Origin of the sequence: Pontibacter flavimaris (assembly GCF_001907195.1) — a bacterium.
In the GTDB taxonomy this organism is placed as follows: Bacteria; Bacteroidota; Bacteroidia; order Cytophagales; family Hymenobacteraceae; genus Pontibacter; species Pontibacter flavimaris.
This window is the reverse complement of the sequence record NZ_LVWA01000009.1, coordinates 37367-64254: the sequence shown is the minus strand read 5'-3', so window position 1 is coordinate 64254 and position 26888 is coordinate 37367. Positions and strand designations below refer to the sequence as shown.

At 54.8% G+C, this 26888-nt stretch carries 25 protein-coding genes; 12 read left to right on the top strand and 13 right to left on the bottom strand.

What is annotated here, in order from left to right; genetic code table 11:
• Positions 1–58: 58 nt before the first annotated feature.
• A complete protein-coding gene (locus tag A3841_RS14395) occupies positions 59–1363 on the top strand; it encodes a dicarboxylate/amino acid:cation symporter (RefSeq protein ID WP_073853096.1) in 1305 nt (434 codons plus the stop codon).
• Here A3841_RS14395 and A3841_RS14390 read toward each other — a convergent pair.
• Positions 1341–2075: a hypothetical protein gene (locus A3841_RS14390; RefSeq protein WP_073853447.1), complete on the bottom strand. Its 735-nt coding sequence runs from the start codon at positions 2073–2075 to the stop codon at positions 1341–1343. The genes A3841_RS14395 and A3841_RS14390 overlap by 23 nt on opposite strands.
• A 243-nt stretch (positions 2076–2318) precedes the next feature.
• On the opposite strand from A3841_RS14390, the gene A3841_RS14385 reads away from it, so the two are divergent.
• Positions 2319–2930, top strand: coding sequence for a hypothetical protein (locus A3841_RS14385; protein ID WP_139307974.1), 612 nt, complete (start codon positions 2319–2321; stop codon positions 2928–2930).
• A gap of 81 nt (positions 2931–3011) precedes the next feature.
• A complete protein-coding gene (locus tag A3841_RS14380) occupies positions 3012–3305 on the top strand; it encodes a hypothetical protein (protein ID WP_073853092.1) in 294 nt (97 codons plus the stop codon).
• A 101-nt stretch (positions 3306–3406) separates the two neighbouring features.
• Here the strand turns inward: A3841_RS14380 and A3841_RS14375 are convergent, their stop codons facing one another.
• The 6 genes from A3841_RS14375 to A3841_RS14350 form a co-directional block, all read right to left on the bottom strand.
• On the bottom strand, positions 3407–4927 hold the full coding sequence (locus A3841_RS14375) for a sigma 54-interacting transcriptional regulator (RefSeq protein ID WP_073853090.1): 1521 nt from the start codon (positions 4925–4927) through the stop codon (positions 3407–3409).
• 308 nt (positions 4928–5235) lie between these two features.
• A complete protein-coding gene (locus A3841_RS14370) occupies positions 5236–6336 on the bottom strand; it encodes a vWA domain-containing protein (protein ID WP_073853088.1) in 1101 nt (366 codons plus the stop codon).
• Positions 6337–6504: 168 nt separating this feature from the next.
• Positions 6505–7485, bottom strand: coding sequence for an acyl-ACP desaturase (locus tag A3841_RS14365; RefSeq protein WP_073853086.1), 981 nt, complete (start codon positions 7483–7485; stop codon positions 6505–6507).
• A gap of 191 nt (positions 7486–7676) precedes the next feature.
• Entirely contained in the window at positions 7677–8618 is a 942-nt protein-coding gene (locus A3841_RS14360; RefSeq protein ID WP_073853084.1) for a glycosyltransferase, read from the bottom strand.
• A gap of 793 nt (positions 8619–9411) precedes the next feature.
• On the bottom strand, positions 9412–10521 hold the full coding sequence (locus A3841_RS14355; RefSeq protein WP_073853082.1) for a DegT/DnrJ/EryC1/StrS family aminotransferase: 1110 nt from the start codon (positions 10519–10521) through the stop codon (positions 9412–9414).
• Between the two features lie 171 nt (positions 10522–10692).
• Positions 10693–11106, bottom strand: coding sequence for a sugar 3,4-ketoisomerase (locus tag A3841_RS14350; protein WP_073853080.1), 414 nt, complete (start codon positions 11104–11106; stop codon positions 10693–10695).
• Between the two features lie 112 nt (positions 11107–11218).
• Between A3841_RS14350 and A3841_RS14345 the strand changes: the two genes are divergently transcribed.
• Positions 11219–11833: an IMPACT family protein gene (locus tag A3841_RS14345; protein ID WP_073853078.1), complete on the top strand. Its 615-nt coding sequence runs from the start codon at positions 11219–11221 to the stop codon at positions 11831–11833.
• Between the two features lie 40 nt (positions 11834–11873).
• Positions 11874–13004 (top strand): magnesium/cobalt transporter CorA, encoded by a 1131-nt coding sequence (gene corA, locus A3841_RS14340; protein WP_073853076.1) that lies wholly within the window; start codon positions 11874–11876, stop codon positions 13002–13004.
• A gap of 190 nt (positions 13005–13194) precedes the next feature.
• Here the strand turns inward: corA and A3841_RS14335 are convergent, their stop codons facing one another.
• A complete protein-coding gene (locus A3841_RS14335) occupies positions 13195–15915 on the bottom strand; it encodes a hypothetical protein (RefSeq protein WP_073853074.1) in 2721 nt (906 codons plus the stop codon).
• Between the two features lie 149 nt (positions 15916–16064).
• Here A3841_RS14335 and A3841_RS14330 point away from each other — a divergent pair, with 149 nt between their 5' ends.
• Positions 16065–16970 carry a universal stress protein gene (locus tag A3841_RS14330; protein WP_073853072.1) on the top strand — a complete coding sequence of 302 codons (906 nt, stop codon included), beginning with the start codon at positions 16065–16067 and terminating at the stop codon, positions 16968–16970.
• Between the two features lies 1 nt (position 16971).
• Here the strand turns inward: A3841_RS14330 and A3841_RS14325 are convergent, their stop codons facing one another.
• A complete protein-coding gene (locus A3841_RS14325) occupies positions 16972–17868 on the bottom strand; it encodes an ATP-grasp domain-containing protein (RefSeq protein ID WP_073853070.1) in 897 nt (298 codons plus the stop codon).
• 146 nt (positions 17869–18014) lie between these two features.
• On the opposite strand from A3841_RS14325, the gene A3841_RS14320 reads away from it, so the two are divergent.
• The 3 genes from A3841_RS14320 (at position 18015) to A3841_RS14310 (ending at position 19594) form a co-directional block, all read left to right on the top strand.
• Positions 18015–18653, top strand: a complete 639-nt coding sequence (locus A3841_RS14320; protein WP_073853068.1) for a hypothetical protein — start codon at positions 18015–18017, stop codon at positions 18651–18653.
• Between the two features lie 153 nt (positions 18654–18806).
• Complete coding sequence (dtd, locus tag A3841_RS14315; protein WP_073853066.1) at positions 18807–19265, top strand: D-aminoacyl-tRNA deacylase; 459 nt, start codon at positions 18807–18809, stop codon at positions 19263–19265.
• 2 nt (positions 19266–19267) lie between these two features.
• The gene (locus A3841_RS14310) at positions 19268–19594 is read left to right on the top strand and encodes a nucleotide pyrophosphohydrolase (RefSeq protein ID WP_073853063.1); all 327 of its coding nucleotides are present in this window, start codon (positions 19268–19270) and stop codon (positions 19592–19594) included.
• 536 nt (positions 19595–20130) lie between these two features.
• Here the strand turns inward: A3841_RS14310 and A3841_RS14305 are convergent.
• The gene (locus tag A3841_RS14305) at positions 20131–20859 is read right to left on the bottom strand and encodes a 2-phosphosulfolactate phosphatase (protein WP_073853061.1); all 729 of its coding nucleotides are present in this window, start codon (positions 20857–20859) and stop codon (positions 20131–20133) included.
• 77 nt (positions 20860–20936) lie between these two features.
• The gene (gene gcvT / locus A3841_RS14300; RefSeq protein WP_073853059.1) at positions 20937–22025 is read right to left on the bottom strand and encodes a glycine cleavage system aminomethyltransferase GcvT; all 1089 of its coding nucleotides are present in this window, start codon (positions 22023–22025) and stop codon (positions 20937–20939) included.
• Positions 22026–22159: 134 nt separating this feature from the next.
• On the opposite strand from gcvT, the gene A3841_RS20360 reads away from it, so the two are divergent.
• The 3 genes from A3841_RS20360 to A3841_RS14285 all read left to right on the top strand — a co-directional run bounded on the left by A3841_RS20360 (position 22160) and on the right by A3841_RS14285 (position 24328).
• Positions 22160–22300, top strand: a complete 141-nt coding sequence (locus A3841_RS20360; RefSeq protein ID WP_170866208.1) for a hypothetical protein — start codon at positions 22160–22162, stop codon at positions 22298–22300.
• 63 nt (positions 22301–22363) lie between these two features.
• Positions 22364–23857, top strand: a complete 1494-nt coding sequence (locus A3841_RS14290; protein ID WP_073853055.1) for a sensor histidine kinase — start codon at positions 22364–22366, stop codon at positions 23855–23857.
• 33 nt (positions 23858–23890) lie between these two features.
• Positions 23891–24328: a response regulator gene (locus A3841_RS14285; RefSeq protein ID WP_073853053.1), complete on the top strand. Its 438-nt coding sequence runs from the start codon at positions 23891–23893 to the stop codon at positions 24326–24328.
• 317 nt (positions 24329–24645) lie between these two features.
• On the opposite strand, the gene A3841_RS14280 is transcribed toward A3841_RS14285, so the two are convergent.
• Positions 24646–25242: a ribonuclease HII gene (locus A3841_RS14280; RefSeq protein WP_073853051.1), complete on the bottom strand. Its 597-nt coding sequence runs from the start codon at positions 25240–25242 to the stop codon at positions 24646–24648.
• 83 nt (positions 25243–25325) lie between these two features.
• Positions 25326–26861: a RagB/SusD family nutrient uptake outer membrane protein gene (locus tag A3841_RS14275; protein ID WP_083610385.1), complete on the bottom strand. Its 1536-nt coding sequence runs from the start codon at positions 26859–26861 to the stop codon at positions 25326–25328.
• Positions 26862–26888 lie beyond the last annotated feature (27 nt).

The following is a 26888-nucleotide window of genomic DNA, read 5'->3' as shown; positions in this document are numbered from 1 at the left end:
CATTATACTTAAGTAAACCGGCGGCCTCAGAACCCTAGTTCCGCCTGCACAACTGCGTATGAAGAAACTCGCTCTACACTGGCAAATCCTGATTGGCATGGCACTGGGTGTGGCCTGGGGCATGTCGTCCAGCTCCCTTGGCCTCAATAGCTTCACCACCGATTGGATCAGCCCCTTTGGCACCATCTTCATCAACATGCTTAAGCTGATCGCCGTGCCGCTGGTGCTCGTGTCGCTTATCACGGGTGTTTCCAGCCTCAGCGACATCAGCCGCCTCTCGCGCATCGGCACCAAAACCATCGGCACTTACCTGGCCACCACCGTGCTGGCTGTGGTGCTGGGCCTGATCCTGGTTAATATTTTTGAGCCTGGCAAGGCCTTCTCGCCCGAGAAACGGGAGGATTTTAAAGAACAGTATGCCAGCACCGCCTCAGATAAATCAAGCGATGCCGCCGCCCTGGAGCAACAGGGGCCCTTGCAGCCACTTGTGGATATTGTGCCCGAGAACCTGTTCCTGGCCATGACCAGCAACGGCAGTATGCTGCAGGTAATCTTCTTCGCCCTGCTCTTCGGTATTGCCCTGATCCTGATCCCCCCTGACAAGGCGCAGCCTGTGAACGACTTCTTTGAGGGGGCGAACATGGCCATCCTCAAGATTGTGGACATCATCATGATGACCGCACCCTATGGCGTGTTTGCCCTGCTGGCGGGGCTGGTGGTAGACTTTGCCGGAGATGACCCGGCCTCGGCCTGGGAACTGCTGATGGTGCTGGGTTACTACTGTATTGTGGTGATTATCGGGCTGGCCCTGATGATCTTTGTGGTGTACCCGGCTCTGGTTGTAACGGTAGGCAAAACAAAGTATACCCATTTCCTGAAAGGCATATTTCCGGCCCAGATGCTGGCCTTTTCCACCTCCTCCAGTGCTGCCACCCTGCCGGCCACCATGGAGTGCGCCGAGAAGAACCTGGGCATTAACAAGGAGATCACCAGCTTTGTGCTGCCGCTTGGCGCTACCGTGAACATGGACGGCACCAGCCTGTACCAGTCCGTGGCGGCTGTCTTTATAGCCCAGGCCTACGGCATCGACCTGAGCCTGTCAGCGCAGCTGGGCATTGTGATGACCGCCACGCTGGCTTCCATTGGCTCTGCCGCCGTGCCGGGTGCGGGTATTGTGATGCTGGTGATCGTGCTGCAGCAGGCCGGGATTCCAATCGAGGGCATTGCCCTTATACTTGCCCCCGACCGCCTGCTGGACATGCTGCGCACCACGGTAAATATTACCGGCGATGCCACGGTGGCCATGATGGTGGCCCGCACCGAGGGCCAGCTGCACCCGCCTACAGAGATAACAGTAAGATAGCATATAAACCTGCCCCGAGCATGAAGGCCCAATAGCGGCTTTCACGCTCCTCGGGCAGCTCTTCCTTCAGCACGTTCAGGATCACGCCTCCGCCCACGAAGGCCATTACCAGCACAACCAGCGCCTCGGGCAGCGCCACCACATACCCTACGCCCCAGCCCACCACCAGGGCAGCCACCAACACCCAGCGGCCTATGCGGCGGTAGCTATCATGATGATGCTCCTGCAGCCCGAAATCGTTCACGATAAAGTGCAGGGCCATGGCAATGGAGAACAGTAGCAAACTCTGCAGCGTGCCCTCTTCCCGCTGAAAAAGGATGTACCCGATAAGCGCGTTGTAAATGGCAAATGAGCCGATGTGCAGCCAGAAGATTCCCTGCTGGTGGGGTTGCTCTTTGCGTGGCGCTTGCCTCTGCCTATACTTTTCCTCTACCACAACCCGCTCCAGCCCGTAGAAAACAGCCAGCCCGACCAGCGACATCAGGTACACATGGTGACTCAGGAATTGCTCCGCCCAGTTCAGCTGCGACACATGCTCCTGCCCCTCGCTGAGTTCCGGAAAAAGGTGCAGAAATACGTACGCCACCGATACTCCCCCTGCCACCGAAAGCCACACGCTGCGCGGCACCCCCGCCAGAAACCGTAGCTGTATACCAAAGAAATGGATGAAAGCCAGCACCAGCACCGGCCAGATAGAGACATGATGTTCCATACCCATTAGCTACTTTGTTTATTGCTGATAAGTTATGGCAGGAGGAGTGCTAAAAACACAATCAATGAGTAATCCAAGTCTACCGCTCACTAAGTATACTCCTCTCATTAACTTTTACTATATTCATGTTAGTTAGCTCCGTGGAGAGAATCAAGATTGCTGCACTACATACAGAGCACCTCCGTACATAGTGTAGCTAAGCCGAATAGGCTGCCGTTTAGCTGCTAGTTAGCGTTTATTTAGATGATAAAAAGTCTACCTTTTGTAATCCTTGCCAGTCTACTTGTTTCTTGTAATCCGAGTAGAACGATTTTTAAGTCTGACAGATTTAATGAGTTAGAAGATTTGACGGTGCCAGAGGCAATCGAATATGAAAAAGGTAAAGGCTCAATAGATGTAACACCTAACCATTTAATCAAGGTTAGAGAAAGCATTTACCCTAACAAAAAGGGCTTTGAGTTAGCTACTCCAGTAACCTTTACAAGAACAGAAAAACAAGTTTTTGACTTGGAGGCGGAGTATTTTTATGTTCCTCAAGATAGTTTGGTGAAAGTCATACTTTATGAATGGAGTCAACAGACTAATAGCAATCAGAATCTATTAGAAGAGAAGTCTGAAAAGGAACTGGATAAAATGTATACTGCATTTCAGAAAAAGTTCGAGTACTTGAGAAAGGAGCTAACCAAAAGATTAGGTGAACCAACACAAATTGAAATAAATTTAAACAGTGGACAACCGAACTATAGAGACGGTATAAAATGGCTGAATAATAACGGGCTCAACGCATACTTATTTATGTTTGGGAACAACCAAAATGAATATAGACAAATAAGGCTCGCGATCTATAAGGAATAAAAGCATATGCTAACCAAGCACATGGGCAAAGCTTCGGCTACGCCTCGTTCGCTTTTTATACAAGTCCGTTAAAACCTCCCCATGCACCTCACCACCTTCCTGCAAAGTATAAACTCAAGCACTCCTCCCCCACAGGCCAATGTATACCTGCAGGCGCTGTGGCACGAGGCTAAAGGCGATTGGAACAAGGCCCATGAATTGATACAGGACCTGCCCGATAAGTCTGCCGCCTGGATACACGCTTACCTGCACCGCCAGGAGGGCGACACGTGGAACGCCGATTATTGGTATAGCCGTGCAGGTCGCAAAAGACCCAACGTTTCGCTTCAGGAGGAGTGGGAAAGTATAGCAGCCACGTTACTGCAGGAAGTATAAACCAGACTACCAAAAAAAAGAGAAGAGCCGCAACTGGTTGCGGCTCTTTGCAAGTATGGAGCATAACTTTCTAACTCCCAAACTCTCTAACGCTTTAACTCCTAAAAGTCTTCCTCATCCTCCTCTTCCCCGAAGCTGGGCATCGTGAACATGCCGCTGAGCAGGTCCTTGAACTGCAGGCCGGTGCTGAGGCGGTTTTTGCTGAGCTGGCTGTGCTCGGCCAAACCGTGCAGGGCGAACTCCATCATAAACAGCTTCTCCTCGCCTTTGGCTTTGGGCTGCTGCTTTTCCACCAGCTCGGCCAGGCCGGGTATACTTTGCAGCGCTTTTTTGTACTCCTCTGCAGGGGCATCGTTCAGAATGTCGATCGTATGGCCGTCGCCAAACCAGTCGGTTATTTTCTTATAGGGGTTGCCCGCTTTGGCTTTCTTGGCCTTGTCGGGATCGGGAAAGTATTTGAGAAACTGCGTGCGGATGGCCTTGCCCATGAGCACCTGCGCCACATGGCCGGCTCCCTCCTGCTCGCCCTCGTACACCAACTCCACCTTGCCCGTTACCGATGGTATGGTATTCAGGAAATCGGCTACGCGCACGTAGGTTTCGCTCTCCCCGTTCAGCAGCGCACGACGTTCGGCAGCGCTCAGCAGGTTCTCGAAAGCTGAGATCGTCAGTCGGGCCGATACACCGCTTTTCGGGTCTACATACTCGCTTTCGCGGGCTTCAAAAGCCACCTGCTCTATCAGATCGCCGATAATGTCGTTGGTCTGCACCAGTTCGCCCTGCCCGTCCTTCACTCGTGCCTCCTGCTGCGTGATCTTCTTGCCGGTTTCAATGGTTTTAGGATAGTGCGTGATGATCTGGGAATCGATACGGTCTTTGAGCGGTGTTACGATGGAGCCACGGTTGGTATAATCCTCGGGGTTGGCCGTGAACACGAACTGGATATCGAGCGGCATGCGCACCTTGAACCCGCGGATCTGAATATCGCCCTCCTGCAGGATATTGAATAATGCCACCTGGATACGCGCCTGCAGGTCGGGCAGCTCGTTGATCACAAAAATGCCCCGGTGCGACCGCGGTATCAGCCCGAAGTGGATCACGCGCTCATCGGAATACGGCAGTTTCAGGGTAGCTGCTTTTATCGGGTCGGCGTCACCGATCAGGTCGGCTACGGATACATCGGGTGTGGCCAGTTTTTCAGTGTAGCGGTCAGAGCGGTGTAGCCAGCTGATGGGCGTGTCGTCGCCGTGCTCGTGCACCATGTCTTTGGCGTAGCGTGAGAGTGGGTGCAACGGGTCGTCGTTCAGCTCAGATCCTTGCACCACGGGAATATACTCATCCAGCAGGTCGATCATTTGCCGCGCGATACGGGTTTTGGCCTGGCCGCGCAAGCCCAGCAGGTTGATGTGGTGCATCGAAAGTATGGCCCGCTGCATATCCGGAATGACAGTCTCCTCATACCCCCAGATACCGGGAAAAACCTCCTCTTTATTTTGCAGTCTTTTGATCAGGTTGCGGCGCAACTCCTGCCTTACGCTCTCCGGCTCGTAACCAGCAGCCTTCAGCTGGCCCAGTGTTTTTATCTGTTGTAGTTTATCGGCTGGTATGTCTTTGTAGTTCATTCTTCACAATTATCAGTTAACAATTAGCAGCAACCGGTTTATTGGTTGAGACGGTATTATTCTAAAAGCTGTCCCCTTGAGGGGACTACAGGGGTGTAATCATACTTCTTTTTTGTCATCCTGGAAAGATCCTGGTAGCTAGTAGGTTGAGCTTAACCTCCCGGGGCAAGGGGCCCTCTCTTTCTACCAAGTTTCTTAACAGCATGACAAGGGTTCTTTTTCTCCACCTTATTAAATGAAACAGCCCTATTGAGCGGTGCTCGCAAACGGCGAACCCTCGTTCTTGTTTGTCCTCAAGGGGATAATCTTTAAAAGCTCTTCTTCCTGTTTCTTCCATAGTCGCGGAACACCAGGTGCCCTAAGCCTTTTAAGGAGCTATAGTAGGCCTGCCCGTTATTCACCTTTGTAAACTCATCTACAAATTGCTGCAGGTAGGGGTCTGAGGCGATCATGAAGGTGGTGATCGGGATCTTCAGGCGGCGGCACTGGGCAGCCAGGTTCAGCGTTTTGTTCACCACTTTCCGGTCCAGCCCGAAGCTGTTTTTATAGTAGCGCAGTCCCTCTTTCAGGCAGGTAGGTTTGCCGTCGGTGATCATGAAGATCTGCTTGTTCGGCGTTTTGCGCTTGCGCAGAATATCCATAGCCAGTTCCAGTCCTGCTACGGTGTTGGTATGATAGGGCCCCACCTCCAGGTATGGCAAATCCTTTACCTCTATCTGCCAGGCATCGTTTCCGAACACCAGTATGTCCAGCGTGTCCTTCGGGTATTTCTGCTTGATAAGTTCGGCCAGCGCCATAGCTACTTTTTTGGCGGGTGTGATGCGATCTTCGCCGTACAGGATCATCGAGTGCGAAATGTCGATCATGAGCACCGTGGAAGCCTGCGTTTTGTGCTCGGTTTCGGTGACTTCCAGGTCCTGCTCGGTCAGGCGCAGATCGCCGATGCCATGGTTGATCTGGGCGTTGCGCAGTGACTCGGTCATGGAGATCTGCTCCAGCGCGTCGCCGAAGCGGTACTCGCGGCGGTCGGTGCTGGCCTCGTCGCCGATGCCGGTGTGCGGCGTTGCGTGGCTGCCTTTGGTGCCTTTCTTCAGCTTGCCAAAAATCTCTTCCAGCGCGCTCCTTCTTATACTTTGCTCACTCTTGGCGGTGAGCTGAAAAGCCCCCTTCTCCTGCGGGTTCTCGTCGAGGTAGCCTTTCTTTTTCAGGTCCTCGATAAAATCGCCGATGCCATACTCGTCGCCGGTCAGGTTATACTGCTTGTCCAGCGAACTGAGCCAGTTGAGCGCCTCCCCCACATCACCCGAGGTAATGGTCACCAGCTGCATGAAAATCTTCAGCAGCGACTCAAAGCCCGGCTTGTCGTCCTGCGGCGGTACATAATCTGAGAATCGATATCCTAAAGCCATACATTATCCGGTTTATACTTCAACAACACAGCCCTGTCTATTGTTCTGGCTACAATTGTTGTTATACGTGCCCTCGGCGTAATCCCGACATGTAAAATAAGGAAGGAAAACAGAAAGGGCAGGCTGCTGCTGCAACCTGCCCTTTCTTATACTTTATTTTCCTGCTGCTTACGCGATCCAGCGGAATTTATACTCCAGCTCTGGTATTTTCATGCGTTCTGCCACGCGCTTGAGGCGGGCTGGCAGGGCCATCACGTAATCGCGTGCGCGCTCGCCGGCCTCATCCAGGCCAGAAAGCGTTTCGATCTTCCACTCAGCAATCAGGCCGTCCAGGATGTCGGTGTAGTCGGCGGAAGTATAAACATTGATACGCTGGGCGGCATCGGTAAAGTGACCGAAGGTTTTACCCAAGTCCACACCAAGCTCGCGCATATAGTGGGCCGGCATCACGATCTTCTTACGCATCATGTCTTCGAAGGCCAGCATCATCTCGTTGGGGTCGGCTTCGAAAATCTTGCTCACAAACGCCTTGTAGGCCTTGGCGTGGCGGGCTTCATCGGCGGCTACGTGGCCGCAGAGCTTTGCCAGCTGGTTGTCACCCTGCTTTTTGGCAATCTGGGCCACGCGGCGGTGCGAAATGTTAGTGGCTGTCTCCTGAAACGAAGTATAAACAAACGAGCGGTACGGGTCATTATCGGTTTGCAGGTCGAACCCGTCAGCGATCAGGTACTGCGTGGAGGCCTCCATCTCACGCATGTTGATACGCCCGGTCAGGTACAGGTAGCGGTTCAGGGCATCGCCATGGCGGTTTTCCTCTGCCGTCCAGGCGCGGTTCCACTTCATCCACGGGCCATTCGGATCTTTCGGCAAGCCGTCTATCGTCATCAGCCAGCTTTCGTAGGTAGGCAATGCTTCCTCGGTAATGGTGTCGCCCACCAACACAGCCAGCAGGTCGTAGCTCAGGTCGCGGGCACGCTCGCGCAATTCCTTCACTTCATCAAAGAAGCTATCCACGGTGGAGTCCGGCAAAAGGTCGGCTGGTTGCCAGCTGTCTTCTACTGTTTTAAGAAACTCGGAGATCTTTTCTCCCACGAAGTCTTCCATCCATTTTATAACTTCTGCACGGGAGGCGAGTGCTGATGTAATCATGTTGCTGTTGTTTAATTGAATGCCAAATATAGCTATTAAAATATTGATTGTGGCTTGTAATCCTGACAAATTAGCTGCAGAAACACCTAATTCCGGAGATTTCAAGGCCCATCTTACCAGTTATTCCACTAAAAGCCGGTTTAACTCTAGCTTACGGATAAAGCGCGAGAAGGTAAACAAAACAGTGCTATTTACTGCCGGTACCGCAGCCTGTTATAGAGCCTGCGGAGGAAACCGAGGTCGATCCTGCGCCTGTTTAGCTGCCGGATGAACCGGTATAAAAGAGGGGTGCCTGTGGTTTGTTCCAGTAGCTGCAGCAACTGAGCCGCCTCGGTAAAGTTTCCGGTGAGGTAGGCGTGCCGCGCTTCATACTTCAGCCGCCTGGCCAGCGCGTCGCGTTCCCGCTCCGTCTGCACCAATGCTGCGGCTCTCCTGCACACTACAACAGTGGAAGCCAGCAATTGGTTGCCTTTCCTGTACCAACTACTTGAAAGCGAGCTATGATGCAGCCGCCGCTGGGTGGTTATCTCTGGCAGGTAGGCATACTTATACTTGCGCGCGGAGCGTACCCAGAAGTCGAAGTCCTCATAGGCCAATCCTTCGTCGTAACCGTGCAATTCCTCGAACACCTCGCGGCGGATGAGCATGGTGGGCGGGCAGATGAAATAGCGGCCCAGCACCTCGGCAAACACATCGCCATCGGGGGCAGCTTTATACTTCTCGCTATGGAAGTATAAATGAGCTGATTCGTCTGAGATATACGCAGCATCAGAATACACCACGCCAAAGTCCGGAGGAAGCTTTTGGAACTGCTGCACCTGCTGCGCCACCCGTCCGGGCAGCAGCACGTCGTCGGTGGCGAAGTCAAGTATAAACTGGCCCTGGCTGGCGCGCCAGCCTATGTTAAAGGCTTTGGTGTTGCCCAGGTTTTTGCCCGTGCTGATGAACCTGATCTGCGGATGCGCCCGCACGTACTCCCGGATAATGCGGACGCTGTTGTCGGTGCTGCAGTCGTCCACGATGAGGATCTCCAGGCTGGGGTAAGTCTGCGCCAGCACCGAGTCCAGCGCCTCGCGCAGGAAGCGCTCGTGGTTATAGCACAGGCAGATGATGGAGACGAGCGGCTGGGGCATGGGCGAAGATAAGGATTTTTGGCTGCTGGTTGTTGCGTGTTGCTGTAGCTTGGTTTATACTTTGGTTATACTTGTAGACCTGAGCCATACGCCATACTTTATACTTATCTGCAACGGGGTTTTTAGATTGAGAGGATGAGCCGGATTTTATACTTGGGTTATACTTTTATACCTGGCTTTTTTCATGGTGCAAGTCTTTTAACTTGTACCTATTATGGCGTCGGGTCTGTGACTCGGCTGGCTTGAAAAGCCATACTTATACTTTGGCTATACTTTATACTTGTCTGGCGCAAGCGTCCGCTTGTGCCTTCAGCACCTGCTTACTGTTACTTGAACTAAGATTATACTTTCCTAGTCGCCGCTTTTCACGACTTGACACAAGCTATACTTGCTAGCTACTGCTGATCCTCAGTCTTACTTGCCTACCGTTTCATTTCATACTTTGGTGCTCTCAAGCCCGAGAGGGCTCCCCGAAATGCTTCGGGGTAAACTCCTTCCCGCTCGGCGCTAGGAGCTTTTCCTGCCCTCGTGCCTCGGGCTGCCTGCGGCACCGGAAAAACTCGCATAGGCGCCTCACAGAAAAACTGGGATCAGATTCGATAGCCACGGCCTTACTGTCATCTCGACCTTTGGGAGAGATCTGTTTAGAATTCCAGATAGATCTCTCGCCCTGCTCGAGATGACAGGGAAAGTGGAAAGTATAACTCCCTCCCCTGTTCTTAGGGGAGGGTTGGGGTGGGGTGAAGCAGAGGTGCTAGAAGTGGTTAGACCCAGTACTGTAGCCCCAGAAGCACTACCGCCCGAAAAACGCCTTCACCTTCTCCACCACCCGCTGCTGCTCGACTTCCGTTAAGCCAGGGAAGAGGGGCAGGCTGAGGCTGGTGCGGGCCAGTTCCTCGGCCACCGGGAAATCACCTGCTCTGTGACCCAGGAAAGTATAAGCGGGCTGCAGGTGCGCCGGCACCGGATAATGGATGGCTGTGCCTACGCCCTGCTCCTGCAGGTAAGCCTGCAGCTCGTTTCTATACTTTGTCAGGATGTTGAAGATATGGTAAACGTGTCCGCAGTGTGGCGCTGTCTGGGGAAGGATCAGGTCGCCGGTATTTTGAAGCTCCTGCAAGTATACTTGCGCCAGTCGCTGCCGCTCACGGTTCATCGCCTCCAGATGCTGCAGCTTAGCCCGCAGCGCCGCTGCCTGTAGCTCGTCCAGGCGCGAGTTAATGCCTACCTGCTCTGAGTTATACTTCTGGCTCTCACCATAATTCCTATACTTCCGGGCGAAGGCTTCTAGTGTTTCATCAAAGGTTACCACGGCTCCGGCATCGCCTAAGGCACCCAGGTTTTTGGTGGGGTAGAAACTAAAAGCGGCGGCATCGCCCATACTTCCGGCGTACTTGTTTTTATACGTTGCGCCATGGGCCTGGGCGGCATCCTCCAGCAGCTTTATACGTTGGGACTGCGCCAGCCGCTGCAACTCCTCCATCTGGCACACCTGCCCGTAAAGGTGCACGGCAAGTATGGCTTTGGTCTTTGGGGTTATATGGCGGGCGGCGGTTTCGGCGGTGAGGTTGTAGGTATACTTATCGGGCTCTGCGAGTATGGGGGTTGCACCCACCTGCAGCACCGCATTAACGGTGGCGATAAAGGTATGCACCGGCAGCACTACTTCGTCTCCGGCCCCCACGCCCAAGGCTTTGAGCGCAATCACCAAAGCATCGTAACCATTGCCCACACCCACGGCAGCGCCTGCACTTAAGTAGGCGGCAAACTCCCGCTCAAAAGCCTCCACCTGCGGCCCCAGCACGTACTGCCTGCCGGCCACGGTATCCAGCAAAGCCTGCTGCACCTGCGCCTCCAGGCCCGCCGGAAAATCCCTGAACTGAAAGTATGGTACTGGCTGCATGAGGGAAGTTTGGGAGTTAGAGAGTTTAGGAGTTAGAGAGTTTAGGAGTTAGAGAGTCTGGAAGTTACAGCTTTGTGGGACCGGTCAACACCTGTCCAGATTGTGCATTTTTTAATCCTGTGCATCCTTTCATCCTGCAAATCCTGATTCAGACAATCAACAAGTATACTTTTATAGCGCTATATGCGCCGCCAGCTGCCGGAACCGCTTGTAGTCGCGGATGTAGTCTTCCTCGCTGAAGTCAGTGGAGGTGAGGCAGAGGGCGGTGGCGCCTTCCGAGAAGTGCAGCTCGGTCCAGCACATGGCCGGTATGTAGAGCCCCTGCTGCGGATTTGTCAGCTCAAACGCCTGCTTTTCGCGGCCGGTATCCGTCAGTACGTTTATACTTCCGCTCAAGGCAACCAGCACCTCCTCGGTAGCCAGGTTGGCGTGGTGCCCGCGCTCCACGCCGGGCGGCGTCGCCTGTGTCCAGAACACCCGCTTTATCAGGAACGGGATGTTCTCGGCATACTGCGTGCTGGTGATGTAGCCAATGTCGGGGCTGCCCACGCGGTGCAACGGAATAAGGTATGGTGTGGCTGGCAAAAGTATAATCGTTGGTTCTGCCCTAAAGGTACACGATTTAGGAGAGATCGCTATAATTTTTCCCGTTGCCTGCCTTTGGTTATCTTGCAACACTGCAGCAGCAGACGCAACCATGGAGGACACCTACAGAACCATAGCGCAGCCCGCCGAGGGCTTGTACAAGGAGAAGGGCAGCAAGTTTATTGCGCTGGCCTACCCGGTATACTCGGAGGAGGAAGTGAAGGAGATCATCGCGGAGCTAAAGAAAAAGTACTACGACGCCCGCCACCACTGCTATGCCTACATCCTGGGGGCCGACCAGAGCCGCTACCGCGCCAACGACGACGGCGAGCCCAACCACTCGGCCGGCGACCCTATACTTGGTCAGATACGCTCCGCCGGCCTGAGCAACGTGCTGGTGGTGGTGGTGCGCTACTTTGGCGGCACCAAGCTGGGCGTGAGCGGCCTGATAAACGCCTACAAAGCATCCACGGCCGATGCCCTGGCCAGCGCCACCACCGTAGAGAAGCACGAAACGGTACTGCTGCAGGCGCATTACGCCTACCCGCAGATGAACGACGTGATGAGCCTGGTAAAGGAGTATGACCTGCCCGTGCGCGACCAGCAGTTCGAACTCGACTGCCGCCTCACGCTGGAGGTGCGCCGCAAGCTACAAGACGAGATCACCATGAAACTACAGGAGATGGAAGGCGTTGAAGTATCGGTTCTCCCTGAAGCAACTTTTTAACTTTCTTACCTTCTAACTTTTTAACTTCCTAACTTCCTCCATGTCCAAACGCAACAGGCAACACCGCCATAACAAGATTCTGGCGCGCAAGGCAGGTATAAAGCCGGGCTCGCTGCTGATACCCTCCGAGGCCTTTACGCCGCGCTTTTTCCTGATGTCGTTTAGTGAGGACGTGTTTGAGGAGGAGGAGTTGCCTACCTACCAGGAGCTGATGCAAAGGGTAAGGTCGCGGCCCGACGTGCGGCACTGGATCGATATCCGGGGCTATGCCGAACAGCCGGTGCTGGAGATGCTGCTGCAGGATTTCGGGCTGCACGCGCTGCAGCTGGAGGACGTGCTCAACGACTACCAGCGGCCGAAGGTGGAGGAGTTCGGCGGCAACCGCCTGTTCCTGATCACGCGGATGCTGCGCTGGTCGCCCGAGTTCAGGACCCTGGACGATATCCAGCTCTCGCTCTTTACCGGCCCCAACTACGTGCTCAGCCTGCAGAGCGACTACGGCGACTGCCTGAACCCGCTGCGCGAGCGCATCCGGGCCGGCAAGGGCATTATCCGGCAGCGGCCCGCCGTATACATCGCCTACGCCATCCTCGACGTGGTGCTGGATTACTACTTCCCCGTGATGGCTGATATTAGCGTCTACATCGAGGAGCTGGAGCAACAGGTGCTGCGCGAGCCGAACAAGGGCACCCTCACCCTTGTGCTGGACCTCAAGAACGAGCTCGTGAAGCTGCGCCGCATTACCTGGCCTGCCCGCGACCTGATGAACGAGCTCCTACGCATGGACGAGAACACCATTCCCGCAAACCTCAAAGTATACTTCCGCGACGCCTACGACCACGCCGTGCAGCTGATAGACCTGGTAGACAATCACCGCGAGATGGCCTCCAGCCTGGTTGAGTTGTACATGTCCACGGTGAGCAACCGCATGAACGAGATCATGAAAGTGCTCACCATCATCTCCAGCATCTTTATCCCGCTCAGCTTTATAGTAGGTTTGTATGGGATGAACTTCTCGCGCGAGAACCCCGAAACAGGGCAGGTTTACCGCTACAGCATGCCCGAGTTGTATGAGCCATACGCCTACCCCATCCTGCTCGGGCTAATGGCCATACTTATACTTTTCCAGCTATACTTTTTCTACAGGAAAGGCTGGTTCAGGAGCTTTTGATTTTCTCGCCGTAGCACGTATCAAGTAGCACGACTTTTTGATAATGAGACAAAAGACTCTGTTTGTATCTCGTATCAAGTAGCAAGTATCAAGACAAAAGATTGTGTGACGAAGAATTTTAGAACGCTTGCTCCTGATTCTCTTGTCTTTAAAATAGTCGTGCTACGTTTGTCGTGATACGTGATACGCTTTACTCCCCCACACTGAACCGCAGCTTTTTGAGCTGGTTGCCGGAGGTATAGTATAAGGTGTAGTCGTTGGCGGTTTCGTTATGGAAGATAGTGACGGGATGGCTGTTCTCCAGCGAGCGTCCGCCGATGAGCCTGCCGTTGGCGTCGTAGAGGTAGGTTTTGCCCGGGCCGGTCTCGGTGATGGCGTATACTTTGTTATCGCCACCGAAGCGGAAATACTGCACGATCTTGGGCGCCGAGGTCACGTAGTTCTTCTCAAACAGCTCTTTCAGGTCCTGGTCCAGGATGGCGACCCTGCCTTGCTCCTGCCGCACGATGATGTAGGAACGGCCGTTGCTGCTCTCGGGCACCAGCTCGAACATGGCGCGCTTGCTTGGGCGCAGCAGCTGCTCCTGCCGCAGCACCCGCCCCTGCAGGCTGAAGGTAACCACGTTGCCATACTTCGTTACGGCCGACACCTCCGTGCGGCGCAGATCTGCCCCCACTTTAGCCGTTACACCCGAGGTAAGCGGCACCTTCAGGTTGATCGGGAAGCCGGGATAGGTGTCGCCGTTGCGGTTAAGGGCGTAGATGTAGCCGTTCTCGAGCGCCACCAGAATCACGTCGCGGCCGCCCACGCGCAGGTGCTGCGGCTCTGCCGACAGGCGGTAATCCATGCGGCGCGGCTGCCAGCCCTGCACGGCCGCGCCGCGCATGTTATACATGTACAGGTTGCCCAGTGCATCGTCCACCAGCAGGCGGTAGTTGCCATCCTTCTCGTAATCGAATACAGCCAGGTGCTGCAGGTCCACCGTGTCGGGCAGGTTAAACGGAAAGTTATCGAGCGGCTGGCCCTGGTTGTTGATGGCGTGGATGCGGTTGGCGGTGATGAAGAGGTAGCGTAGTTTTTTGTCCGGCCCATACTCTACCTGCTTGATGTCGCTGCGCAGCGAGGCATTAAGGCTGTCGGTCCAGCCGCGCCTGCCCATGGCCGTAATATTGAGCAGCACGTTGGCGGAGTCCTGCACCACCAGTTCACGGCTGCGGTCCACGGCGTTCTGTACCGGGAAGGGTTGGGTATCCAGCCGGTTATCCAGCGTTATACTTTCCTCCTCCTCAAAGCCGTCCTGCGTACCTGTCTTGCCCTGGTCTGGCCGGCGGACAACGAGGCTGGTGTAGTAACGGCCCTCCACCATGGAGAACTGCAGCCCCACCTGCGCAAAGCGCTTGATCAGGGAAGCATTCTGCAGCAGTTCCTCCCGCTCCCCCTCAGAAGTGTAGCGGTTCAGGATGTACCACGCGTTCACCGTGTTCAGGTACAGGCTGAAGTTCGCCTCCTGCAGTGTCTCCTCCATAAACGCCTTCTGCGCCACTGATTTACCCCACACACTCCCCTCGGCGATATCGTCGAGGAGATGCCGGAGCGCAGCCATCTCTTCCGCCATCAGCAGGTAGTCATCCACCTGCACCATGTAGCTCTGCTCGAACCCCTTGAACATGCGGCCCAGCAACTGCTCCGGCAGCTGCGGCACGTTCAGCAGCTGTATGGTATGGTTGCCATACTTTTCGGCGTATGGTTCCTCCTGGCGGGCATCGGCCAGCTGGTTACTTAGTTTGGTGAGCAGGCGCCCTGTGCGGGCAGGGCTGCCGGTATGGACAAACACCACCTTCTCCGGACTCTGGTTTATACTATGGGACTCCAGGTAGACCAGTGCGGCCTCCTGGCCAAAGCTGCCGGCCAGGCTATCCACCGTGGCGGCGTAGTTGGATTTGTTAGGTTTCTGGGGCTGGCGCAGGCGGGCAACCCCCTGCAGGCCGAAGTGCAGCATCATGGCCGTGCGATTGGGCAGGTATGCCCTCACGCCCAGCGGCTGCGGCTTCTGCGGCTGCATGTTGTTGTGCAGCGAGTTGTTGAGCCGCTCAGGCAGGGAGAAACCGTTCAGGAAGAGCCTGTTGCGCTCCAGCTTGAGCTCCAGCATGGCGCTCTGGCACAGGGTGGAGAGGTAGCGTACCTGCGGCATCACCTCCTCCTTCAGGAAGAGCCCCAGCAGGTCGGGCAGCACGCGGTAGTTCACAAACACGTTGGCGGACACATCGGGCTGGCTCAGGAAGTTCACGTTACTGAAATCGGCTGCGACAGACCTGGGCTGCCCCCTGTTGATGCGCCGCGCAATCTCCTCCACCAGCACAGGCGAGGCGCTCAGGATAATGTTGTTATGGAAGGTGAAGTAGGTGAAGCTGCTGCCGTTGCGGGTGTTGGAAATGTCGGTGAGCAGGTGGTCCTGGTAGGTGCGGGAGCTCTGCTCAAACACGTCGCTCTTGTTGATGTTCTCGGTAAGGGTGCGCAGAAAGCGGTGCTCGCCCACGGAGCTTACCGGCACGTAGAACACATACGTCACATCCGATTTTCCCTCCACGTGCACCGAGGTAAGTATGTCTTTCTCGTTGAGGAAACGGTCGAGGCGCTGGTTGCCGGGCGACACGCTGTCGAGGTAGGCCATGTTCTCCTGAAAGTGGCTGGCCACCGGCAGTGCCGCAAGGCTTTGCCACAGCTCCGTCTCCCGCAGGTGCTCCACCAGCTCCTGGTGGTTGTTGGTCTCCACCACAAGCGCCGCATTATCTGGTACCAGCGCCCAAAGGTCTACCTTCTCCCGGGAGCCTTTCCAGCGGCTGAAGCCGTAGAAAACAAGGGAGGCAAGTATAACAAAGCCTATAAAGAGGAATACAATGCGTTTTGGCATGTCGGGCGCTTACGGACTACAAAAATAGGGGAATTTTCGGAACTGCACCGGCGGGCCGGTTTTAAGTATACACGCGGCGCAGCATCGGCACAACTACAATCCGGGCCTTGCACGTATACATCATCCGAACACAAATAAAAACCGACTACATGTTTAAAATACTTATACCCGTTGACTTCACAGAAAGCGCCACGAACGCCTGCCGCTACGCCCTGCACCTGGGCGCCACCCTGCCGCAGGCAGAGATCCTGCTGCTGCACTGCTTCAGCGATTACCTGCTGCAGCCCGAACTGGACGACCCGCTGAACGATGGAGGCCTTGGCTCGCTGAGCCCCGGCTCTGAGATTATAACGGACCGCGTGCTGCACCGCAACCAGCTGGATGAGCAGGAGAAGCTGGAGAGCCTCTACCAGGAAATGCAGGCTGAGGCCCGCGCGCTTGGGCAGCACATCCACCTGAAGCACGCCTTCCTGAGCGGCCTGCCGGAGGATGTCATTCCGGACGAGATAAACCGCTTTAAGCCAGACCTGCTGCTGATGGGCACCAAAGGGGAGGACAATGTCGCCCGCTCGCTTTTCGGCACCATCACCACCAAGATGGTGGAGGACGCCAAAGTGCCGCTGCTGACGGTGCCGGAGCAATACAAGGAACACAGCCTGAGTCGTGTGCTTTACGCCACCGATTTCGATAAGACAGACGCGGAGGCCTTAACCGCCCTGATGCACCTGCTCCAGCCATTCAACTCCGAGATCCTCTGCGCCCACATCGGCACCGAAGACTCCGAGCGCGACGACAGCCATAAGATGGAGCAGCTGCAGGCGCGGCTCTACGCCGCCCTACCCGACCATAACCTGCAGTTTGCCATACTTCCGAGTGAGGATGACGTGGCCGACGCGCTGCAGGAGCTCGTGGCGCGGGAGCAGATAGGCCTGGTGGCCGTGAACAACCACCAGCGCTCCCTGTTCAGCAGCATCTTTAAGCCGAGCCTCAGCAAAAAGCTGGTGCTGGAGGCGCAGGTGCCGCTACTGGTCTTCCACAGTTCTGAGAAAGTATAATTTATACTTTAGCTGGCTGCTGCAGCTGCTCCATTAGCGCTTCATAGTACCGCTCTACGGCGCCCTCGCTGGTGGCCATGAACAGGAAGGGCTCTATCAGCTCCAGCTCCATCAGCACCAGTTTACCGTCCAGCTCCACCCCGTCCACGCGGGCGTAGAGGCAGCCTGGTGCATACTTGTCCACCAGGTTGTGGGCGTCCTCCAGCAGCTTTGCCGGCGGCTCCGGCGTGTGTATCGTTCCCCCGAAGAAATGCTGCACCCTGAAGTCGCCGGCCTTGGCGGTTTTGAGCACCGCGTGGCTGTACATGCCGTTAAAGAACAAGAACGACCACTCGCCCTTTGTCTGGATCTCGGGAATGAAGGGCTGCGCCAGGAAACTCTCCTCCTGCAGCAGCGCGTTTATACTTTCGGCCTGCGCCTCGGCCTCCTGCCGGGTGAGGGCAAAGGTGTTCTTGGCGCCCCCGCTCACGGCCGGCTTCACGATGATCTTCTCCGAGCGCAGCTGTGCAAAGGCATCGGCCACGTTCAGCTGCGTGCCCTGCTCCAGCCACACCGTCGGCACCACCTGCTCGCCTTTCTCCTGCAGTTCCACCAGGTAGCGCTTGTCAGTGTTCCAGCGCACAATGTCTATCGGGTTCAGCACCCGCACCTGCAGCTCCTCCAGCTTGTTTAGCCAGGCATAAAACACGTCGATCTTATCGAAGTAATCCCACGGCGACTTGAGCAGCACCAGGTCATACCCGCTCCAGTCCACGGTTGGGTCGTCCCAGATTTGTGATGTAACCTGCAGCCCTTTCTGCGTCAGGAACTCATGTAAACGGCCATTCTCCTCCTCCGAAACCCCTGTATATTTTCCGGCATCTTTATATGTGATGAGCGCTATTTGCGGTGTGTTCATTTTTTATCATCTTTGCCGCCAAATTATACTTTATCCCGGGCCTAAACAAACTAATGGTGGCTGTGTTTGCTATAACATTAGGGCGGTAGATTCTCGTATGCAAGTAAAGTTTACCCGCACCAGCTTATACCTATACATCGTTCACTATGCTTCTCCGCCCTTACAGCACCTGCTACAATGGCAGCCTCAAAGCCCGGCTGCTCCTGCTCTTGCTGCTAATCCACACGTTTGCCACGGCCTGCACCGATAACCCCACGGAGGAAGAGGCCGACACCCCCGTGGAGCGCCGCACCGCCGAGCCGGACACCACGGCGGTGAGCAGCGTCCGCGCCCCCGGCACCCTCGACCTGCTGGGCAACCCCTTTGTGGCCAACCGCCAGCAAAGCAACAACCTGACCACGTACTTCGACCGCATCAGCACCGATTTCACCGTGGATGCCGATGCCGTTGAGAATCGCCACAAGGCAAGTATAACCGACACCATTTACACGATCCGCTTCGGCAATTCTGCGCTGGAGTTCTACGCCCCTACCCACTCGGGCGAGCTGCTGCTGCAAATGGCCGACATCCAAGGCACCGACATCAAGCTGCGCAACAACCTGCGCGTGGGCATGACCCAAGCCGAACTGCTAAACCGCCTTAAGTCTGGTGGGGAGGACCTGAAGATCACCCAAACGCCTGCCGAGATCATTGCCTCGGCCCGGGAGGGCGCGCCTGCCACCCTGCACTTTTACCTGGAGAAGGGCAAGGTGAGCCGTATCCTGTACGAGGGGTATGTGGATTAAAGTTGAATGGCTGGATTGTTAAATTGTTGCTGATCCTGCCGGAGAACCTGTTTTATACTTAGGTACAGCCTTCTTCTATTTTCACATCCTTAAATTTCCAGATTCTAAAATCTCCAATCACTACCTTTGCCCCGAACCAAAGTATAGCATACCATGCGAATTGTGATTCAGCGGGTGACGCAGGCTGCTGTGGAAATAGAGGGCAGCACCAAAGGGAAGATCGGTCCGGGGCTACTGCTGCTGGCCGGCTTCACCGACGACGACACCGAGGAGGATCTGAAGTGGATGGCCGGCAAAGTGGCCGCCTTGCGTATTTTCTCCGATGCCGAGGGCAAGATGAATTTAAGTATAAAGGATGTGGAGGGCGAGGCCCTCGTGATCAGCCAGTTTACCCTGTACGCCAGCACCAAAAAAGGCAACCGCCCCTCCTATACCAACGCTGCTCCACCGGTGGTTTCCATACCCTTGTATGAGCGCTTTGTAAAGTTGATGGAAGAGGCGCTGGGCAAGCCGGTGCAGACGGGGGAGTTCGGGGCGGACATGCAAGTGTCGCTGCTGAACGACGGCCCCGTTACGATCGTGATGGATACGAAACAAAAAGACCTTTTTTAACGATGACTATAGCCGAAGCGCAAGCCCTGGTAGACAAGTGGATCCAGGAGAATGGGGTGCGTTACTTTAACGAACTCACCAATATGGCCATACTTACCGAGGAGGTGGGCGAAGTGGCCCGCATCATCTCCCGCCAGTACGGCGAGCAGTCGTTTAAGAAGAGCGACGAGGGCAAGCAACTGGGCGATGAGTTGGCGGATGTACTGTTCGTGCTGATCTGCCTGGCCAACCAGACCGGCGTAAACCTGACCGAGGCCCTGGAGAAAAACCTGGAGAAGAAAACCAACCGCGACAGCGACCGCCACAAGCAGAACGAGAAACTAAAGTGAGTTTGGGAGTTTAGGAGTTAGAGAGTTGGGGAGTTAGAAAGTATAAAACGTAACTGGCGCGGAAGTCTCTTCCGTGCCAAGTATAAAAACGAATCTTAGATTTGCGTGAGGGGCGCAACTGGCGCCGGTATCCAGCTGGTGCCGCGCAGTGTGCTGCGAGTCTCCGGACTCGCTTTTGAACAGGCTTATACTTTAGCTATACTTTAAAGCTTCTCGAAGTATAAATCGTTGGTGATAACACCAACAATGGCGGGAAGTCCGCCAAAGTATGAATTGGTGATAACCAAAATGGAGGAAAAAGGCCCGGCTATACCTTAGCCACGGTCAATCAAAGTATAAAGTATCTGCTACTCTATACTTTCCTGCTGATGTGGAAAGCAGGTTACAAACTTGCCTCATGCACAGCCACAAGTTGCGCTACGCTAAACTTGCGGCAGGAAAATATTAAGTATAAAATGGGAGCGGCTGGCACTACTAAATTGCCAGCCGCTCTCATTTTATACTTTAGAGAATTAACTCTCTAACTCCTAAATTCTCTAACTCTCTAACTCTTTAACTCTCATCAGGTCTACCAGCCTGTCGTGGCGCCACACAGGCAGCACGCTGTACACGTCGTGGCGGAGGCAAAACTCAATGTCTTTATGGATCTCGAGGTGCTCGAGCCGGCGCACGTGCGAGGATTGGCGCAGAAAACCCGGCAAGTCTGCTTTGGCAGTCTGGTACAAGGATAAAGCAGCCAGGGCGCTGTCGTTTTCTTTCGAGAAACTCTCCTGCAGCCGCTCCACCAGGGCGCCGGCAAACAGCGTGTCCTCCAGGTTAAACTGCCCTTTCCAGCCGGCGCACACCACCAGCACATCCAGACCCAACTCCACCAGGTGGTCGGCCACGGCCTGTAGGTTCAGAAAAGCGCCCACCACGATCTCCTCAGCCGCCTCCGACAGGCGGATAGCGCGGGTGCCGTTGGTGGTGGTGATGGCGATATCGCGGCCCTGCACGCTGCCATCCATGTATGCGAAGGGCGAGTTGCCCAGATCGAAGCCCTCCGCTTTTATACCGTTCCGCTCCGCCGCGGTCAGGCACCCCTGGCCGGCAAAGCCACGGCACTCCTCCAGCTCCATCACCGGAAATATCTGAACAGCGCCCTCGGCAAACGCCGTTACCATGGTAGAGGTAGCGCGCAGAATGTCCACCGCCACCACAGCCTTTCCCTCCAGATCATACAGGTGCAGCAGCTCCGGGCTGAAGCACACGTCTATACTTGGCATACTTTTTTGTTGTTGGTTGTTCGTTACTCGTTATTCGATTCCTGTTTTCCGAACAACGAGTAACGATCAACGATTAACTATTTCTGAACGAAAGGCGGCTTTACGACCTGCGCTTTCATGTCTTTGTTGCGGATGCGGATGAAGATTTCGGTACCGACCTTGTTGTAGTCGTTGGTTACGTAGCCCAGACCGATGCCCTTGCCCAGCGAGGGCGACATGGTGCCGGAGGTTACCTCTCCAATCTTCTCTCCTTCCGCGTTAACGATCTCATAGTGCGCGCGCGGAATGGCTTTCTCGAGCATCTCGAAACCGATCAATTTGCGGTTCACGCCCTGCTCCTTCTGCGCCTTCAGGTTCTCGGCGTTCACAAAGCCCTTGTTAAACTTTGTGATCCAGCCCAGCCCGGCCTCCAGCGGGGAAGTCGAGTCGTCGATGTCGTTGCCGTAGAGGCAGAAGCCCATTTCCAGGCGCAGCGTGTCGCGGGCACCCAGTCCAATCGGCTTAATGCCGAACGGCTCGCCGGCTTCCATAATGGCATCAAACACCTTTTTGGCGTCCTCGTTCTTCACGTAGATCTCGAAACCGCCCGCACCGGTGTAACCCGTAGCCGACACGATCACGTCCTGCGCACCGGCAAACTCCCCTTTCTCAAAAGTATAGTAGGCCATGCTGGCCAGGTCCACCTTCGTGAGCGAAGCAAGCGCCTCGGCAGCTTTGGGGCCCTGCACCGCAAACAGCGAGATGTTGTCAGAGATGTTCTCCATCTCCGCGCCCTCGGTGTTATACTTGCTGATCCAGTTCCAGTCCTTCTCGATGTTAGAGGCGTTTACCACCAGCAGGTACTCCTCATCCGCTATGCGGTACACCAGCAGGTCATCCACAATGCCGCCATCCTCGTTTGGCAGGCAGGAGTATTGTATTTTGCTGTTCTCCAGTTTAGAGGCGTCGTTGGTGGTAACGCGCTGGATCAAGTCCAGGGCCTTGGGCCCGCGCAGCATAAACTCGCCCATGTGCGACACGTCGAAAATACCGACAGCCTCGCGCACGGTTTTATGTTCCTCTATATCCGAAGAGTAGCGCACAGGCATGTTGTAGCCGGCGAAAGGCACCATCTTGGCGCCCAGCGCCTCGTGCACATCATTTAAAGCGATCTTCTTAAGTTCCATATCAGGTTAACTGTAATGAATAGTTAAAGCAAAATTAAGTAAATTTCGGGCTCATCCTAAATTTATCCGCTGCGGCCGCCAGCGCCCTTGGGCCTTTCCGGCAGGCAGGCGAAACAAATAAACCCGGACTCCGTATGAGCGAACACCACAACAATAGCCAAAGGAAATATATGCTTACCCCCATTCTATACCTTCGCACCGCTGCGGCGGCCCCGCGAACGCAGGACGACTTTATACTTTCCCAAACCCGAAGCACCCATACGCCGGACCTGTAGCCACTGCCTGCGGCTGCCCTGTGTGCCACAGCCGCGGCCAACGTATAGCCCCAACCCTTATACATGAAGCTTTCCGTAAAACTATTCATCGGGTTCCTGCTGATCTCGGTGCTCTTTACTGCCGTGGCCATCGTAAACTTCCGCCTGTCGGAGGCGGTGATCGAAAACACGCAGTGGGTGGGCCGCTCCCAGATCATTGTACGGAACTCGGCGGCCCTGCAGCGAAACATCATCGACATGGAGACCGGTTTGCGCGGCTTCCTGCTCAACGGCAACGAAACCTTCCTGAAGCCCTACTGGCAGGCGCGGGAGCAGATGCCGGAGCTGATGCAGGAAACCCGTGACTTCGTGACTAACTCCCCGGACCAGCAAAAGAAACTGGATGAGATCGTGAACCTGCAGCGGCGCCTGGAGAAGGAGTTCGCGGAGCCCCTCATCCAGATGAAGCGCGGCCACCAGGACACCATCATGACGGACCGTGAGCTGGATGCCAAGCTGGAGACGCTGGTGCTGGGGGAGCAGCAGGTGATGGATTCGATCAGAACCTCCTTCCGTGCCTTTAATGCCTTTGAGTACAAAGTGCGCGAGGAGCGCAGCGAGCGCCTCAACAAAAGTATAAACAACACGCGCCAGCTCTCCACCATTCTCACCATCCTGTCGGTGATTATAGGCCTGGGCTGGGCCTACTATATTACACGCCTCATCTCCAACCGCATCATGAAAATGGTGACGCTGGCTGAGAAAATCTCCCGGGGTGAGTACAAAACGCAGATCGTGGACACGAGCAATGACGAACTGAGCCGGCTCTCGCACTCGCTAAACCGCATGTCTACCACCATTGATGAGACCTTTACCGAACTGGATCTCAAGAACAAGGAACTGGACCAGTTCGCTTACGTGGTCTCGCACGACCTGAAGGCGCCGCTGCGTGGCATTGAGGTGGCTTCGCGCTGGGTAGAGGAGGACATGGGCACGCAGCTGCCGCCAAACGTGCAGGAGTACCTGCTGATGATGCGCGTGCGGGTGCACCGGATGGAGAACCTGATCAACGGCATACTTGCGCTGGCGCGCATTGGCCGCACGAACCAGGCCGAGGAGGAGGTGGACGTGAACGAGCTGCTGACAGAGGTAGTGGACCTGCTCTCGCCCCCTCCGGGCTTCACCGTGGAGGTACAGCACAACCTACCCGTCCTGCATACCGTTCGTATACAGTTGCAGCAGGTGTTCAGCAACCTGATAAGCAACGCCATCAAGTATCACGATAAAAAGGAAGGGCATATTGGCATACGCCACCACGAGACCGATGAGTTCCACGTTTTCTCGGTGGAAGACGATGGCCCGGGCATCGATGCGGAGTACCATTCACGGATTTTCGTAATTTTCCAGACCTTGCAGGAGCGCGACGCCCTGGAGAGCACGGGCGTGGGTCTCAGCATCGTGAAAAAGATAGTGGAGTTGCAGGGAGGCACCATTTGGGTGAACTCAGAGCCTGGTTCAGGCTCAACTTTTACCTTTACCTGGCCAAAACAGAAAGGTAAAGATCAAAAATTTTTATAGCTTTGTCTAATTCGATCAGAAGCACTTAGTATAATGAGCGAGAAAGAAGTAGTGAATATCCTGCTGGTGGAGGATGATTACCTGGATACCATGAATGTGGAGCGGGAGTTGAAGAGAATTGGCCTTACACACCCCATTTTTGAGGCACGTAACGGGAAGGAAGCGCTGAACATGCTGCGTGGTAACGACACGCCCAAGATATCCCCCGCCCCAAGCGTCATACTTCTGGACATCAACATGCCTAAAATGAACGGGCTGGAGTTTCTGACAGAGCTTCGCCGTGACCCGGAGTTCAGCCACATACCGGTGTTCATCATGACCACCTCCAACGAGGAGACCGACCGTTTGGCTGCCCAGCGCCTCAATGTATCAGGCTACATCGTAAAGCCCCTGTCCTTCGACAGCTTCGAGCGCAGCGATTCCTCCCTCGACAGTTTCAGCCTTTTCCTGGACCTGATAAAGCTTAAGTAAGAAAACAGACAAATCGTATAAAGTATAAAAGCCGCCGCACAGAGTCTGTGCGGCGGCTTTTATACTTTGAGGCCCTTCCCATGGCCGGTTTATACTTTTACCTCAAGCTGCGATTAACCTGCCCTCCCGAGAAGAGGAGCCACCTACTCTTTTTGCAAATTTCCCTCCTTGGAGGGGCTGGATGTGGGATTACACCTGCACTGCATGAGCAAATCGCAACGTGGGTTTTATACTTTGCGCATACTTTGCTTTCCGTCCTGAAGCTATACTTATACTTTCAGGCGTACGAACATCGCGAAACATACTTTGAGGCATGGCTACAGCAGCTCCGGTTGGCGGGGCAGCAACGCGAACGACCTCCTGTGATGCACAGTGGCGCCATGGCGGGCGATGCCGTCCCGGTGCGCTTTAGTGGGATAGCCTGCATTCTGTTCCCAGCCATAGTATGGGTGCGCCTCAGCCAACCGGCTCATCAGTTCGTCGCGGTGGGTCTTGGCAAGTATAGAGGCCGCCGCTATAGACAGGAACCTCCCATCGCCCTTTACCATACAGGTATAGGGCACGTCTCTGTAGGGCTTAAAACGATTGCCGTCCACCAGCAGGAACTCCGGCTGTTGTGGCAGCGCCGCCAGTGCCCGGTGCATGGCCAGGTAAGTAGCATTAAGTATGTTGATCTCATCTATCTCCTCCGGCGTGGCCTCCCCTATGGCCCAGCACAGCGCATCCCGGGCAATCTGCTCCCGCAGCTGTTCACGCAGCCTTTTGGTCAGCTTCTTGGAGTCGTTGAGGAGCGGGTGCCGGTAATCGGGGGGAAGTATAACAGCGGCAGCCACCACCGGACCTGCCAGGCAGCCCCTGCCCACCTCGTCTACGCCCGCCTCCAAGGTATAACCGCTGTGGTTTGGTACTAGCATAAGAGTAAAGTATAGCCGCAAGTATAAAAAGAAAAGCCCGCCAGTCAAACGACGGCGGGCTTTAATATTCATCTCAATTTAAACTAGTAACCAGGGTTTTGCTGAGCAGCCAGCACTGGGTTAGTCGTCGTTTCAGAGGTTGGTATAGGCCACAGGAAGCGGTCATCCTCATACGGAATAGCAGGAATGCTCTTAAACAGATCAGCTCTTAGCTCATCGCTGCCTGCCTCCCAGTCTTCGGTAGTAACGGCGCCGTAGGCTACTTTAGCAGGCACGCCACTTACACCAAACTCCCCGTTCTTCGCGGTTCTGTGAATATCCTTCCAGCGCATACCTTCGGCCAGGAATTCAATTCTGCGCTCATTCATGATAGCCTGAAGCAGATCATTTGCGTCACTGATGTTCAGATAGTCAGCGGATGCGCCTGAGGTCACGTACTCCTCAGACGTTGCTCTGCCTCTTACACTGTTCAACAGCGCCAGTGCCTTATCCGTAACACCTTCAGTTCTTGCGATTGCCTCTGCCATGTTCAGCAGCACTTCCGCATAACGAATGATAGGTGTGTTATCAGACCAGCTATCGGTATCTCTATACTTGGTAGTATATATCTCACCATCAAAGAAGTCTCCGGTAAGCTTCGTCCTTCTCAGGTCATCTACCGGCCAGAAAGACTTGTTCCAGATGATGGGGCTGATGGCAACTAGCGCCCGGCCGTCTCCTGCGTACATAACTGGCAAAGCAGCGTTTGTTCCAGGGTTATCATCTGTGGAGTTCAGGATAGAGAAGATGGATTCGCTATTTCCTTTGTTACCTACAAATGGACCTTCAGGTGAAGCGGTCAGGGCATAATTGCCAATCGGGCTAGTGAATGTCTCAGAACCGGAAACGATTTTATCAGCCTCCTGTATAACGCCAGCCCAGTCTCTCATGTGCAGTTTCACCCTTGTTTTAAGGGCGATGGCCGCGCCTTTAGAGGCTCTGGTGAGTTCCGTAGCGGTTATGTTATTCTCAGCGAAGTCAAGGTCTTCTAACAGGAAAGCATAGCTTTCTTTCACTGTGTGCCTTCCCTGTGCTTTGGCTTCATCTACACTTGCAGGGTCGTTGACAGCGGTTCTGCGGTAAGGTACCCCCATGTGAGAAGCATCACTTGTCTCGTTATAAGGTCTTGCAAAGTTTACCAACAGTTCATGATGCGCCAGCGCCCGCAGGAACCTTGCCTCTCCTTCGTAAGAATTAGCCTCTTCCTGTGTGATAACACCTGCTTCTGCGGCAGTCTGTGCCCCGGCGATCATGATGTTAGCTTTGTTGATCAGGCCATACAAAGTCTCCCACATGTACACGTTGTTCAGCGTAGTGGTGGCGTTAAAGGTGCCTTCATACGTAAAGGCGTAGAAAGCCGCTACGTTAAGCATATCCTCTCCCCGCATGTCTGCCTGTGCTGTAGATGCAGCACCAAAAGGGTAGCCACGCTGAGCACCAGAGTAGAAGCCCGTCTGTGCAGCATCATAAACACCCAGCATAGCGAGGTGAATTCTCTCCGGGTCCTGGAAAGCACTCTCTTCTGTAATGCGGTCTTTTGGAAGCGTTTCTATTGTTTCCTTCTCGCAAGAAGTCAACATAACTGACAGCGCAAGCGCAGGAGCCAT

Coding starts and splice junctions, on each gene's coding strand:
- A3841_RS14395 (WP_073853096.1), top strand. CDS start 59: ATGAAGAAACTCGCTCTACACTGGCAAATCCTGATTGGCATGGCACTG.
- A3841_RS14390 (WP_073853447.1), bottom strand. CDS start 2,075: ATGGAACATCATGTCTCTATCTGGCCGGTGCTGGTGCTGGCTTTCATC.
- A3841_RS14385 (WP_139307974.1), top strand. CDS start 2,319: ATGATAAAAAGTCTACCTTTTGTAATCCTTGCCAGTCTACTTGTTTCT.
- A3841_RS14380 (WP_073853092.1), top strand. CDS start 3,012: ATGCACCTCACCACCTTCCTGCAAAGTATAAACTCAAGCACTCCTCCC.
- A3841_RS14375 (WP_073853090.1), bottom strand. CDS start 4,927: ATGAACTACAAAGACATACCAGCCGATAAACTACAACAGATAAAAACA.
- A3841_RS14370 (WP_073853088.1), bottom strand. CDS start 6,336: ATGGCTTTAGGATATCGATTCTCAGATTATGTACCGCCGCAGGACGAC.
- A3841_RS14365 (WP_073853086.1), bottom strand. CDS start 7,485: ATGATTACATCAGCACTCGCCTCCCGTGCAGAAGTTATAAAATGGATG.
- A3841_RS14360 (WP_073853084.1), bottom strand. CDS start 8,618: ATGCCCCAGCCGCTCGTCTCCATCATCTGCCTGTGCTATAACCACGAG.
- A3841_RS14355 (WP_073853082.1), bottom strand. CDS start 10,521: ATGCAGCCAGTACCATACTTTCAGTTCAGGGATTTTCCGGCGGGCCTG.
- A3841_RS14345 (WP_073853078.1), top strand. CDS start 11,219: ATGGAGGACACCTACAGAACCATAGCGCAGCCCGCCGAGGGCTTGTAC.
- corA (WP_073853076.1), top strand. CDS start 11,874: ATGTCCAAACGCAACAGGCAACACCGCCATAACAAGATTCTGGCGCGC.
- A3841_RS14335 (WP_073853074.1), bottom strand. CDS start 15,915: ATGCCAAAACGCATTGTATTCCTCTTTATAGGCTTTGTTATACTTGCC.
- A3841_RS14330 (WP_073853072.1), top strand. CDS start 16,065: ATGTTTAAAATACTTATACCCGTTGACTTCACAGAAAGCGCCACGAAC.
- A3841_RS14325 (WP_073853070.1), bottom strand. CDS start 17,868: ATGAACACACCGCAAATAGCGCTCATCACATATAAAGATGCCGGAAAA.
- A3841_RS14320 (WP_073853068.1), top strand. CDS start 18,015: ATGCTTCTCCGCCCTTACAGCACCTGCTACAATGGCAGCCTCAAAGCC.
- dtd (WP_073853066.1), top strand. CDS start 18,807: ATGCGAATTGTGATTCAGCGGGTGACGCAGGCTGCTGTGGAAATAGAG.
- A3841_RS14310 (WP_073853063.1), top strand. CDS start 19,268: ATGACTATAGCCGAAGCGCAAGCCCTGGTAGACAAGTGGATCCAGGAG.
- A3841_RS14305 (WP_073853061.1), bottom strand. CDS start 20,859: ATGCCAAGTATAGACGTGTGCTTCAGCCCGGAGCTGCTGCACCTGTAT.
- gcvT (WP_073853059.1), bottom strand. CDS start 22,025: ATGGAACTTAAGAAGATCGCTTTAAATGATGTGCACGAGGCGCTGGGC.
- A3841_RS20360 (WP_170866208.1), top strand. CDS start 22,160: ATGAGCGAACACCACAACAATAGCCAAAGGAAATATATGCTTACCCCC.
- A3841_RS14290 (WP_073853055.1), top strand. CDS start 22,364: ATGAAGCTTTCCGTAAAACTATTCATCGGGTTCCTGCTGATCTCGGTG.
- A3841_RS14285 (WP_073853053.1), top strand. CDS start 23,891: ATGAGCGAGAAAGAAGTAGTGAATATCCTGCTGGTGGAGGATGATTAC.
- A3841_RS14280 (WP_073853051.1), bottom strand. CDS start 25,242: ATGCTAGTACCAAACCACAGCGGTTATACCTTGGAGGCGGGCGTAGAC.
- A3841_RS14275 (WP_083610385.1), bottom strand. CDS start 26,861: ATGTTGACTTCTTGCGAGAAGGAAACAATAGAAACGCTTCCAAAAGAC.